At 62.5% G+C, this 12,640-nt stretch carries 11 protein-coding genes; 5 read left to right on the forward strand and 6 right to left on the reverse strand.

Going from position 1 to position 12,640, the window contains the following annotated elements; all coding sequences use genetic code 11:
- Positions 1-80 precede the first annotated feature (80 nt).
- From K9B37_RS16670 to K9B37_RS16680, 3 genes are all read right to left on the reverse strand, one after another.
- Entirely contained in the window at positions 81-842 is a 762-nt protein-coding gene (locus K9B37_RS16670; RefSeq protein WP_224314668.1) for a tellurite resistance TerB family protein, read from the reverse strand.
- Between the two features lie 93 nt (positions 843-935).
- Complete coding sequence (locus K9B37_RS16675; protein ID WP_224314669.1) at positions 936-1,301, reverse strand: VOC family protein; 366 nt, start codon at positions 1,299-1,301, stop codon at positions 936-938.
- Positions 1,298-2,317, reverse strand: coding sequence for a fumarylacetoacetate hydrolase family protein (locus K9B37_RS16680; protein WP_224314670.1), 1,020 nt, complete (start codon positions 2,315-2,317; stop codon positions 1,298-1,300). Before K9B37_RS16680 ends, K9B37_RS16675 begins: the two co-directional genes overlap by 4 nt.
- 79 nt (positions 2,318-2,396) lie before the next feature.
- Between K9B37_RS16680 and K9B37_RS16685 the strand changes: the two genes are divergently transcribed.
- A complete protein-coding gene (locus K9B37_RS16685) occupies positions 2,397-3,485 on the forward strand; it encodes a TRAP transporter substrate-binding protein (protein ID WP_224314671.1) in 1,089 nt (362 codons plus the stop codon).
- Positions 3,486-3,685: 200 nt separating this feature from the next.
- Here the strand turns inward: K9B37_RS16685 and hmgA are convergent, their stop codons facing one another.
- Positions 3,686-5,053 (reverse strand): homogentisate 1,2-dioxygenase, encoded by a 1,368-nt coding sequence (gene hmgA, locus K9B37_RS16690; RefSeq protein ID WP_224314672.1) that lies wholly within the window; start codon positions 5,051-5,053, stop codon positions 3,686-3,688.
- Between the two features lie 116 nt (positions 5,054-5,169).
- On the opposite strand from hmgA, the gene K9B37_RS16695 reads away from it, so the two are divergent.
- From K9B37_RS16695 to K9B37_RS16710, 4 genes are all read left to right on the forward strand, one after another.
- Positions 5,170-5,670 (forward strand): MarR family winged helix-turn-helix transcriptional regulator, encoded by a 501-nt coding sequence (locus K9B37_RS16695; RefSeq protein WP_224314673.1) that lies wholly within the window; start codon positions 5,170-5,172, stop codon positions 5,668-5,670.
- Positions 5,667-6,293, forward strand: coding sequence for a maleylacetoacetate isomerase (gene maiA / locus K9B37_RS16700; protein WP_224314674.1), 627 nt, complete (start codon positions 5,667-5,669; stop codon positions 6,291-6,293). Before K9B37_RS16695 ends, maiA begins: the two co-directional genes overlap by 4 nt.
- A gap of 80 nt (positions 6,294-6,373) precedes the next feature.
- Entirely contained in the window at positions 6,374-7,489 is a 1,116-nt protein-coding gene (hppD, locus tag K9B37_RS16705) for a 4-hydroxyphenylpyruvate dioxygenase (RefSeq protein WP_224314675.1), read from the forward strand.
- 505 nt (positions 7,490-7,994) lie between these two features.
- A complete protein-coding gene (locus K9B37_RS16710) occupies positions 7,995-9,296 on the forward strand; it encodes a porin (protein ID WP_224314676.1) in 1,302 nt (433 codons plus the stop codon).
- Between the two features lie 253 nt (positions 9,297-9,549).
- Here K9B37_RS16710 and K9B37_RS16715 read toward each other — a convergent pair whose 3' ends face one another.
- Entirely contained in the window at positions 9,550-10,443 is an 894-nt protein-coding gene (locus tag K9B37_RS16715; protein ID WP_224314677.1) for an alpha/beta fold hydrolase, read from the reverse strand.
- Between the two features lie 41 nt (positions 10,444-10,484).
- Positions 10,485-12,596 carry a lytic transglycosylase domain-containing protein gene (locus K9B37_RS16720; protein WP_224314678.1) on the reverse strand — a complete coding sequence of 704 codons (2,112 nt, stop codon included), beginning with the start codon at positions 12,594-12,596 and terminating at the stop codon, positions 10,485-10,487.
- Positions 12,597-12,640 lie beyond the last annotated feature (44 nt).

A 12,640-nucleotide genomic window follows, 5' to 3' on the forward strand; every position in this document is an offset into this window, starting at 1 on the left:
TCCGGCCTTGCGGGCAGCCGAGAAGGATCGCCGGTCCCTGGAGCAGGACCGGCGGAAGCGATGTTCCGCTACGCGAGCGCTCAGGCCGTCCCCTGCAGGGCGCCCTGGCGCAGGGCTCCGGCCTGCGCGTCGATATGCGCGACGAGATCCGGCGGCAGCTGCATGTTGGCCGCAAGCTGCTGGAGATAGGTTCTTTCCTCAGGCGTGTCCGCGTCTCCGATAGCCATGATGGAGGCGACGTAGAGCTGTGTGGCCTGAGTCTGGGTTCCGGCGAGACGTGCAATGGCCACCGCGTCGGCCGGCTTGCCCATGGCGTCCATCAGGAAGCCTTTCTCCTCGGCGCCGAGTCCTAGCTTCTGGATCTGATCCTGAATGCGGGAACTCTCCTGGCCGTCGAGATGTCCATCGGATTTCGCGGCCGAGATCATGGCCTGAACGACGGCGACGCCGAATTCGCGACCGCTGCTGTCCGTCTCCTCGCCGAGATGGAAGCCGCTGCCAGGCGGAATCTGCGTCGGCAGATTGGCCGGGCCCGCATTGACGCCGGGAGCCTGGCGGTTCTGCCAGTCCTGGTAGGCTTTCATCGCGACTGCCGAGAGAACCGCGAGCCCGCCAGCCTTGAGCAGCGATCCGCCTGCGGAACGCCCGGCATTCGAACCCAGGATCATCGAAAGAAGGGCACCGCCGGCTAGGCCGCCCAGGCCGCCGGGAATCCGGGAGGCAAGATCGCCGGGAAGGTTGCCGAAGTTTCCCTGCTGTTGTTGCTCGATATCGGGAGGCAACTGACCCTGCGCTCCGCCCTGGCTGTTCATAAGACCGTCGAGAATGCTGCCCAAATTCATGTTCGTCCTCCCCTCCGTGCGCTGACATTCGATGCGTCAAGCCAACACGCCCGAAACCGTTCCACGAGGAGATCCCGGCGGGTGCCATTCGGATCAGGGAATGCCCTCGCTCATGAATTCGAGCCTGTTGCCGCATGGGTCTGCCACGTAGAAGCGGCGAATTCCGGGCAGGGCATCGTCCCATTCCGGATGATGTCCGGCATCGGCAAGAACGCTCGCCAGCCGATCGACGTCTTCGGCAACGAATCCGGGATGCGCCTTTCGTGCCGGATGGAAATCTGCCTCGACGCCGAGATGAATCTGCACGTCGCCGCGGCGGAGCCAGAGTCCGCCGCGTGAAGCGAGAGATTCCGGCTTGGGCACCTCGTCCATGCCGAGGAGGCCGATGTAGAAATGCCGGCAGGCATCCTCCGCGCCTGCCGGAATGGCCAGCTGAACGTGATCGAGCCGACGAATCACGGCGCCTCGCCCGGCGCCGTCACGATCTGCTCGATGGCTCCGAAGAGCGAGTGGCCATCCCGATTCTTCATCTCGATGCGGATTTTGTCGCCAACGCGGAGGAATGGAGTCCTGGGCGCGCCGGTGAGGATCGTCTCGACGGTGCGCTGCTCCGCGATGCAGGAATAGCCGACGCCCCCTTTTTCGATCGGGCGTCCCGGGCTGCCGTCAGCGTCTCTGTTCGACACCGTACCCGAGCCGACGATCGTACCGGCCCCCAGCGGCCTCGTCTTCGCCGCATGGGCGATCAGCGTCGGGAAGTCGAAGGTCATATCGATTCCCGCATTGGGCTTTCCGAATGGTTGCTCGTTCAGACTCGAGAGCAGGGGCAGGTGAATCTTCCCGTCCTTCCAGGCATCGCCCAGTTCGTCCGGCGTCACGGCGATGGGCGAAAAGGCGGAGGATGGCTTGGACTGGAAGAAGCCGAAGCCCTTGGCGAGTTCCGCTGGGATGAGGTTTCGTAAGGATACGTCGTTCACCAGCATGACGAGGCGGATCGCTTCGGCAGCCTCCTCGTGTGAGGCGCCCATGGGCACATCGCCCGTCACGACGGCCACCTCCGCCTCGAAGTCGATTCCCTGAGCCTCGTCCATGGCGGGAATCGGATCGCGAGGGCCGAGAAACGCATCCGATCCGCCCTGATACATGAGCGGATCAGTCCAGAACGAGGCCGGCATCTCCGCCCCGCGGGCCTTTCGAACCAGTTCGACGTGGTTCACATAGGCCGAGCCGTCCGCCCATTGATAGGCGCGGGGCAGGGGCGAGGCGCAATCGTGCTCGTGAAAGCGGATCGATGGAACCGAGCCGTGCTCCAGCTGCTCGGCCAGATCCTGCAACCGGGGCGCATACCTCTCCCACTCGTCGAGGGCTTGCTGCAATGTCGGAACGATGAAAAAAGCGTCCGTTGCACGAGTGAGATCTCTGGAGACCACGACGAGACGGCCGTCACGGCCTTGCTTTAGGGAAGAGAGCTTCATAGTCACCGACCAGGTTGTTATGGTTCACTTAAGTTGCAACGAAATGACTTGCGGGGAAACGCTTATGACGACGACCACGATGAAAAGAAGAACCTTCCTGGCCGGAGCCGGCCTCGCGGCCGCGGCCGGAACGGTGGCGGCGCCTGCGATCGCGCAGTCCTCGCCCGAGATCCGCTGGCGTCTGACATCGAGCTTCCCCAAGTCGCTGGATACGATCTTTGGGACGGCTCAGACTTTCGCCAAGTACATGGCCGAGGCGACAGACAACAAGTTTCAGATCCAGGTCTTCGGGCCGGGCGAAATCGTCGGAGGGCTGCAGGCTCTGGACGCGGTCCAGAACGGCTCCGTCGAATGTGCCCACACACCGATCTATTACTATATCGGCAAGGAGCCGGCCCTCGGGATCGGTACGGGATTGCCCTTCAGCCTGAACGCGCGGCAACAGCAGGCCTGGTGGCATTTCGCCGGTGGCAAGGAAATCATCAACGACGTGCTTGCGCGCTACGACGTCACGTCCCTGGTCTGCGGCAATTCCGGCGCGCAGATGGGTGGCTTCTTCCGCAAGGAGATCAACACGGTCGACGACCTGAAGGGTCTCAAGTTCCGTATCGGCGGCCTCGGCGGCATGGTACTCGCGAAACTCGGCGTGGTGCCGCAGCAGATCGCGCCCGGCGACGTTTATCCGGCGCTCGAGCGCGGCACGCTGGACGCGGCCGAATTCGTCGGCCCCTACGATGACGAGAAGCTCGGATTCCTGAAGGTCGCGAAGTACTATTATGCACCCGGCTGGTGGGAAGGCGGCGCGATGCTGCACCTCGTCATCAACCAGCAGAAATGGAACGAGCTGCCCAAGACCTATCAGGCCATCATGGCCCAGGCGTCGGAGGCCGCCAACAACTGGATGCTTGGCAAGTACGATGCCGTGAACGGTCCGGCCCTGCGGCGGATGGTGGCCAACGGTGCCGAATTGCGGACATTCTCGCAGCCTATCATGGAGGCTTCCCTGAAGGCGTCGAACGAGCTCTACGCGGAACTGTCCGCCAAGAGCCCCGACTTCAAGAAGGGTTACGATTCGATGGTGGCCTATCGTAACGACGTCCTGCCCTGGTGGCAGCTCAACGAATACGCCTTCGACACCTTCATGATCCGCACCCGCGGCCGGTCGTGATGCATCACCGTCATTCCGGGATGGTCCGAAGGACCAAGCCCGGAATCCATAGCCGCTGACGCCGCAGGATAAAGCGCAACGATAGTTGCAGCATTTTGTCTTGAAGCCTTGGCGTTTATGGGTTCCGGGCTCCGCTATGCGGCCCGGGAATGACGGCGAGCAACTATCTTTGAGCAGTTGACGTTGGGTTGTCGGCCGCCTCACTTCGGCTCCCGCCGGTTCGGATCGAAGTGTTTCTTCAGATCGCGCCAGCAGGCAATGTAGTCTTTCTGCAGAGCGGCCGACTCCGCCGCAAATTTCGTCACACGCTGCGGGAAGCGCGTCTCGAACATGAAGGCGAGGGTGCCTTCGAGCTTCACGGGTTTCAGTTCGACATTGCTCGCGTGTTCGAATGCCATGGCGTCGGGGCCATGCGGCAGCATCTGGTTGTGCAGCGACATGCCGCCCGGCACGAAACCTTCCGGCTTGGCATCGTACACGCCGTAGACCAGCCCCATGAATTCCGACATCAGGTTGCGGTGATACCAGGGCGGGCGGAAGGTGTTCTCCGCCACCGCCCAGCGTTCAGGAAAGATCACGAAATCGACATTGGCCGTGCCAGGCGTTTCGGACGGTGCGGTGAGAACCGTGAAGATCGACGGGTCCGGGTGATCGAACAGGACCGCGTTCACGGGGGAAAAATGCCGGAGGTCGTATTTGTACGGCGCGTAATTTCCGTGCCATGCCACGACGTCGAGCGGCGATTGGCCTATCTCCGTGCGATATAATTCGCCGCCCCATTTCGCGAAGAGCGATGAGGGCTCTTCCTTGTCCTCGTATGCCGCAACGGGCGTATGGAAATCGCGGGGATTGGCGAGGCAATTGGCACCGATGGGGCCGCGATCGGGAAGGGTGAAGGCGCCGCCATAATTCTCGCACACATAGGCGCGCGCAGGTCCGGCCGGCAGTTCGAGTTTGAAGATGACGCCGCGCGGGATCACGGCGATCTCGCCGGGCTCGATGTCGATGATGCCGAACTCCGTCCGGAAGCGCAGGGAGTTCTCCTGCGCGACGATCAGATACTCACCGTCCGCGTTGAAGAAGTACGCGTTGTCCATCGATCGCGTGGCGAGCAGGACATGGGCCGCCATGCCGACCTGCGTGTCCGAGTCGCCCGCCGTCGTGATGGTGAAAAGTCCGGTGACGAAAGTGGTGTCGTGCGTGGGAAACGGCATCGGATCCCAGCGCAGCTGGCCGATAGGCAGATCGCTTTCATCTTTCGCGGCAGGTGCCGTTCGCATCAGCGCCTTGTCGACCTTCACGAAGCGGCCGGAATGTTTCACCGACGGGCGGATGCGGTAGAGCCAGGTCCGCTGGTTGGTGGCCTGCGGCGCCGTGAACGGCGAGCCTGAAAGCTGCTCGGCATAGAGGCCGTAATTGATCTTCTGCGGAGAGTTGCGCCCGATCGGCAGGGCGCCTTCCAGGGCCTCGGTTTCGAAGGAATTGCCGAAGCCGGACATATAGCCCGGCAGGATCGCGCTCCTGCGCCTGTCGGGGGAGTGAAAACCGGAGACGCTCTGAACGTTCATCGCTTCCTCCTCGATGCTGTCCGCCGTCCCGCTCCGGGCCCAGTAGACCGAGCCCGAGGGTGGTTGCGTTTGCAACCAATATGGCTTATTAGTTGCATGAGCAACGGATTGTGTCAATGACGGCATCAGGTTCCACCGCCCGCGAAGAGGCCTTCGAGCCGCAATTGGTGCTGGAGCGATTTCTGCCTTACCGGCTCAACGTTCTCGCCAGCCTGACCTCCAATGCTTTGGCCCAGATCTATGCTGAGCGGTTCGGCCTCTCGATTCCCGCTTGGCGGGTCGTTGCCACCCTCGGCCAGTACGATGTGCGGACCGCCCGTGATATCGCCGCACATGGGGTGATGCATAAATCTACCGTCTCGCGGGCCGTCTCGGCGCTGGAACAGCGCGGCCTGATCCAACGGCGCCCCAACGACGAGGACCGACGGGAAGCGTGGCTGGCGCTGACGGAAGAAGGACGGCGGATCTATGAATCCATCGTGCCGGAAGCGCTTGGCTTCGAGAGCAGGGTGATTTCCGTTCTGACGCCACAGGAACAGATCCTCTTCGGCAACCTTGTCGACCGCTTGACCGCCAGCGCCAGGTCCCTGGCGCCGGAGGGGGAGGTAGAAGCGTGAAGCTCTATACCTATTTCCGCTCCTCGGCCGCCTATCGGGTGCGCATTGCGCTGAAGCTGAAGGGAGTCCGGTACGAGTCGATCCCGATCAATCTTCTCAAGGGCGAGCAGCTGGAGGCGCCCTATCGGGAGGTCAATCCGCAGGGGCGGGTGCCGGCTCTTGATCTTGGCGAAGACGTTTTGATCCAGTCTCCGGCTCTCTTGGAATATCTCGACGAGGTCTATCCGGAGCCGCCGCTGCTGCCTTTCGGAGCCGTGCCGCGGGCGAAGGTGCGCGCGGTCGCCAGCATCATCGCGTGTGATATCCATCCGCTCAACAATTCGGGAACGCTCGCCTATCTCAAGACGCAACTTGGTCACGGGAAGGCCGAGCTGGATGCCTGGTACGGGCATTGGGTCCGCGAAGGCTTCGACGCCATCGAGAAGCTGATCGCGCCAGAACCTTATGCGTTCGGCAACCGGATCACACTCGCGGATCTCTATCTCGTGCCGCAGGTCTTCAACGCGCGGCGCTTCAACATTCCGCTCGACGACTACCCGAAGATCCGGGCCGTGGACGAGGCCTGCTCCCGCCACGACGCCTTTCGCGATGCCGCTCCGGGCAACCAGCCCGACGCGGTCTGAGACCCCGTGCCCTGTCCACGGACAGGGCGTTCTTGCAACAGCCGGTCTTTCATCGGCCGGGAGATCGAAGGAGGAAAGCCATGGGACCGTTCCCGCACGACGCACCGCCCCCCGCCATCTCGGACGAGAACCCGATGGGCACCGACGGCTTCGAATTCGTGGAGTTCTGCCATCCGAAACCGGAAGAACTCGATCGCCTCTTCAAGATGATGGGCTTTTCCCTCGTGGCGAAGCATCGCTCGAAGAACGTGCTGCTCTATCGCCAGGGCGATATCAACTTCGTCGTCAATGCCCATCCCGGCTCGTTCGCCGAGCGCTTCGCCAGCCAGCATGGCCCCAGCGCTCCCGCCATGGCCTTCCGGGTCGTCGATGCGAAATATGCCTATGACCGCGCCCTGTCTCTCGGGGCGAAGCCAGTGCAGACGCAGACAGGTCCGAACGAACTCGAGATCCCCGCCATCGAGGGAATCGGCGGATTGCAGATCTATCTGGTCGACCGCTACGGCGCGAAGGGCTCGATCTACGATGTCGACTTCGAATGGATCGGCGAGAAGGATCCGAAGCCCGAAGGCGTCGGTCTCTATTATGTCGATCATCTGACGCACAACGTTTATCGCGGCCGTCTCAGCGAATGGGCCGGATTCTACGAAAAACTCTTCAACTTCCGGCAGATCCGCTATTTCGACATTGAGGGAAAGCTTACGGGGCTGCATTCCCGCGCCATGACGAGCCCGGACGGCAAGATCCGCATTCCGATCAACGAGGATGCGGGCGAGAGCGGCCAGATCGAGGAGTATCTGCAGGAGTACAAGGGCGAAGGCATCCAGCACGTCGCCCTCGGCTCCCTCGATCTCTATGATTCCATCGAGAAGCTGCTGGCGAACGGCGTCGACTTCATGCCCGCGCCGAACGAGATCTACTATTCCCGCGTCGACAAGCGCCTGCCGAGCCATGAGGAGCCCATCGAGCGGCTCAGGAAGAACGGCATTCTCATCGACGGCGAGGGAGTCGTAGAAGGCGGCTTCACCAAGGTCCTGCTCCAGCGCTTCGGCAAGACCGCTATCGGGCCGATCTTTTTCGAGTTCATCCAGCGCAAGGGCGATGAAGGCTTCGGGGAGGGCAACTTCAAGGCTCTCTTCGAATCCATCGAGGAGGATCAGATCCGTCGAGGCGTGCTCAAGCCGAAAGTAGCCTGATCGTCGCAAAGATCGGCCGTAACGAATCGAGGGGGCCGGGATTCACCCGGCCTCTTTCACGTCCGGTAAGAGGACGATGTCCACAGGCCTGCGCCGGATTTCCCACACATTGTTCCCTGGCGTCATAGATTAGAATCCACCTGCTCGGGGCGAGATACGTTATATTTCTTGCAAGAAAGTCCTTTATTATTAAGGATTTGTTAGGAAATGGCCGCAAACCTTTCCGATCCGTAAACGGCACCCCGCCAGATCGTTGCCTTTGTGCAACATGCCTATGAAAAGCCCCCACTTCGGCCCGTTTTGCGCCTTCATTCGGTTGCTTGGCCGACCGGTCTCGGTAATGTGACCACAGCGACGGGGGCACCCCAGTCGTGATTTGTCGGCCCCAACACAAGGGTGGGGTTGCCAGGTCTCTAGGGGAAAAGGGACGTGTTTTAGGCTTCGTAGAAGCTGTCGAGGCACAAAACCGGCCCCCCAGGGTCTCGAAAACTTTGGAGGTCAACCAATGAAGCTCGTTAAGAGCCTTATGCTCGGATCGGTCGCGGGTCTCGCTGCCGTTGCCGGCGCTCAAGCTGCCGATCTTCCCGCGAAGAAGGCCGCTCCTGTTGAGTACGTTCGCGTCTGCTCCACCTACGGCGCAGGCTTCTTCTACATCCCCGGCACGGAAACCTGCCTTCGCGTTGGTGGCCGCGTTCGCGCTGACTACCTGTACGGCGAGCCGCTGACCCGCGCTCAGGATGCCATCGGCTTCCGCGCTCGTGGTCGTATCCAGCTCGATGCTCGTACGGCGACCGCTTACGGCCTGCTCCGTACGTTCGTCCGCTTCGAGATCACCCGCTCGTCCGGTACGCCGTTCGGCCTCGCCAACACGGGCAACATCAGCACGTCTCCGAACGTTGCTGAAGCCTTCGTGCAGTTCGGTGGCCTGACCGCCGGTCGCGTCGTTTCGTTCTTCTCGAACGGCGACCTGCCCACCGGTCACATGGGTACGCTGCGCTTCGACGACGCTCCCGACGTCGACCTGTTGGCCTACACCTTCACGTTCGGCAACGGCTTCTCGGCCACGATCTCGGTGGAAGATGGCCTCGAGCGTCGTGAAGGCCTCCGCTTCGGCGACACCTGGGCTGTTGCTCAGTACGGTGGCCAGCGCGCTCCGGACCTCGTCGGTAACATCAAGTACACCGGCACCTGGGGTACCGCTCAGCTCTCCGGCGCGATCCACCAGGTTCGCAGCAACAACCTGATCACGGTTGGCACGCCGTTCGGCCCGGTCTCCGACTATCCGGATACCGAGTACGGCTTCGCAGTGGCTGCTTACGTCGGCGTGAACCTGCCGCAGCTCGCCCCCGGCGATGCTCTGTGGTTGGCCGCGACCTTCGCTGACGGCGCTCCGGCTTACCTCGACGGCGGCAACGCCGGCACGGTCATCACTCCGTTCGCGGCTTTCGAGAATGGCACCCCGACCCTGGTCGACGCTGCTATCGATCCGTTCACGGGTGACCTGAAGAAGACCCGCGCTTGGTCGATCGCCGGTGGTCTGCGTCACTACTGGACCCCGACCATCCGTTCGAACTTCTTCGGTTCGTACCTGAGCTCTGACAGCCGTCAGACGTTCAACACCCCGGCTGACTTCCGCGAGTACCGCCTCGGCGCCAACATCTTCTGGCAGCCGGTGTCGGGCCTCGACCTCGGTGTGGAAGTGATCTACGCCAACACGGATCTGCGTGGCGTCAACCCGACGACGGGCCTTGGCTTCCGCAACTCCAATGGCTGGGAAGGCCGCTTCCGCGTTCAGCGCGACTTCTAATCGGTTCAATCCGATTGGTGAGAAGAACCCCGGTGGCAACACCGGGGTTTTTCTTTGGTCCGAACCATTGCATGCTGTCTCGGCACGCAAACAGTGCCGACATCTTGGAATCGGGAGTTTGCGTTCCTTGCGCAGTCTTCTCGAAATGAGGTGCTGCCTGGGTGTCGGGTCCTTGAGCCCGCTCCGAGAGGCTCATGGAGGCCTTCCACATTCGCTTTCGGGAGATGATCGACGCCGATCTTGCCAAGCGGTGCTAGGCAGGAACGGAGAGGGCTGCCTCCGCGTCCGTCACGAATCCTTCGATGGCGTCAATGAGGTCTCCTTCCAGAGCCGGGGCGTGGCCCTGATCGGGTACCGTGATGGCTTTCAGGCGCGGGTGTCTTTCCTGCATGGCCTGCAGGGTCTTGGCGCTCAGCAGATCGGAATTTGCACCGCGAATCGCCAGGATGGGGATCGATTTCAGCCCGTCGAACAGAGGCCACAGATCCGGCAGAGGCATCTCGAGATCGAGCGCCTCGAGCGATTTCATGAGCTGGGGATCGTAGCGGAGCACGAGGCGTCCATTGTCCTCGCGCCAGGTCCCGCTTGCCTGCTTGAGCCATTGCTCTGCGGTTAGACGCGGAAAATGGGAATCTGCCATCCGCTTCAGAAGATCCGCACCTTCGGCGAGGGTGCGCGGCACCGGCAGCTTGCCCACATAGCCGCGGATCCGTATCAGGCCCTTGCCTTCGATCTGTGGACCGACGTCGTTGAGGACGGCAGCGGCCAGCACGGTCGGATGGAGGGCGCCGAGAGCCATGGTGATCAAGCCGCCGCGCGACGTTCCGACGAAAGCCGCCTTGCGGATTCCTGCGGCGGTCAGAACCTGGAGAACGTCATTGGCTTCGATCCTGACGTCGTAATTGTGCCAGTCCTTGTCCCATTCCGACCGACCGCGTCCGCGATAATCGAGGGCAAGGACACGCCGGGGCCGGGATGGGTTCTGGCTGAGGTGGAGGGCAAGGTCGTGAAAGTCTTCCGATGTGCGGGCGAGCCCGGGCAGGCACACGACGGGCAGCGCCTCGCCGAGGTCAGGGCCGTAGTCCCGCGTATAAAGGCGCAGACCGTCCGACGCCGACACGAAGAGGTCCCGATAATGGTCGTTCATCCAAGGCTCCGAATCCACGCGTGAAAGGCCGCCATCCTGCTTCAATCCACCGGCCGTGTCGCTTCCGCCGTCCGGTCGCTGGGAGGTCGGGCGGGGTCGACGGGTTCCGGAGGCTTCATGCGCAGGCGATAGACGTTGAGGTTTTCGAGCACGCGCTGAACGTAGTTCCGGGTCTCGGTGAAGGGAATCCGTTCCACCCAGTCAATGGCATCGACATCGCGGTCGCGCGGATCGCCATAGGCCTTGATCCATTTCTGCACGTTTCCGCCGCCGGCATTGTAGGAGGCGAAAGCGAGGATGTGGGACCCTCGCCAATTGTCCATGAGTTCGCCCAAGTGGGCGGAGCCGAGCTTCGCGTTATAGGAGGGATCGGCCAGCAGTTTGTTGAGATCGAAGCCGAGGCCGAAGCGCCGCGCCGTCTCCTTGGCGGTTGCCGGCATCAGCTGCATCAGACCTCGGGCTCCGGCGCTTGAAACGGCGCGCGGATTGAAGGCGCTTTCCTGGCGGGCAATTGCGTAGACCATCGCCGGCTCCACATCCTCACCGACCGGCTCGAAATCGGGAACGGCTGCCAGCGGATAGGCATGCATGTCGAGCGGGAAGCCGCGCTGCGAGGCCAATTTTCCAACGAGCAGGACGGCGCGCGGATTCTTCCTTTCAGCTGCGAGGGATGCCAGCGCATCGAGCTTCCCGGAATCGGCAAAGGACTGGGCAAGGTCGGTATAGAGCCCGAGAGTGAGTTCAGGCTCGTCGAGCTTCTGCACCGCTTCCAGGGCCTGAACGGGAAGGAGGTTCTGAAAGGCTTGCCGCTCGTCTGCCGAAAGCGGCTCGACCATCCGCAGAGCAATCGGCTGTCCGAGCCGGGACCGTGCAAGCTGACCGTAATAGGTGGTCGAGCGTTCCGCGGCCCGTTCGTAATAGAGTTGCGCATCCTGCTCGGATCCTGCCGCCTCGGCCGTGCGGGCGCGCCAATAGGCGACCCGCGCCTGAGAGATCGGTGTCGTCGCCGCCTTCTCGGCCGCCGCGAAATGGGGAGCCGCGAGCGCCGGATCCTTCAGGAACCGTAAGGCGATCCACCCGGCATGGAACGACGCCTCGATCTGCTGGGCGGGCGATTTCGGAGTGGCCTGGCTTGTCAGCTGGTAGGCGGTCTTGGCATCTCCCTTGTCCAGGAACGCCCTCGCCATGAGCCGGCGCTCGGACCACCACTCGTCTCCATCGACCAGAAGGGCCGGATCTCGCGGCGCCGCGGCCATGGCAGCGGCTGCTTCCGGCAATTTGTTGGCGCGGCGCAGGTACAGGGCGCGGGAGAAGAGATAGGAGGCATCCTTCCGAAGCGCGGCAGGAACCGCCGCGAAGGCTTTCTCGGCTTTCTTCTTGCCCTGATAGATCCCCATCCTTGCCTTGACGAGGCTCTCATAATCCTTGCCCGCTTGGTTTGCTGCCCGAAGGGCCGCGCCCCAGCTTTCCTTGAACAGCAGCCGCTCCATGCGGAAGCGATGATCTGCCTGCTCCAGGGTGCCTGAGAATCGGTCGAGAATCCGGCTCTCCCATTCCGGCCCGAAGGAATCTTCCCGCCAGACGTCGCGGATCAGTGCATTGGCCTCGCTATCGAGCCCATCCGCCTTCAAGGCGAAGGCGAGGGTGATCCTGCCGCCGGCGGTGATGGGCTTCTGCTCTGCGAAAAAGGAGCGCACCTGGGCGGTCGGTCGACGTTCCGCAACGAGAGCTTCTTCTGCCCGCCGGCGGAACTGCGCGGTCTGCGGCCATTCGGGATAGGTCTTCCGGAACCCCACGATCCGGTCGAAGTCCATGGAAACGCCGCTGCGGATCGCGAACCATTCCGCAAGCGCGGCGGAGGCGGGCTCGGTCAGCTTCGTCTGGAGAATGACCGCCTCGGTCCAGTCGCCGCTACGGTATGCCTTGAAGATGAGGGGGAGATAATCCGGGTCGCGGAGGGGAGGAATCGGCGGAACGTAACCATAGCCGTCCACCGAGCCGGTGGTTTCAGGCTCGAGAAGGGGTGATGCAGAAGGCTGAGGAGAGGGGAGCTGCGGTTCCTTGGGCAGAATTGAAGCTATGGCGGCATAGGACAGCGGGATGAGAACAGCCGACGCCAGAAGACGCCGCAGGAGATGGAACTTGAGGCTCATAACGATCCCCTTGTTGTCGCCCCATGCCCTGATTTGGCGACGTT

Origin of the sequence: Microvirga puerhi (assembly GCF_020089865.1) — a bacterium.
GTDB lineage: Bacteria > Pseudomonadota > Alphaproteobacteria > Rhizobiales > Beijerinckiaceae > Microvirga > Microvirga puerhi.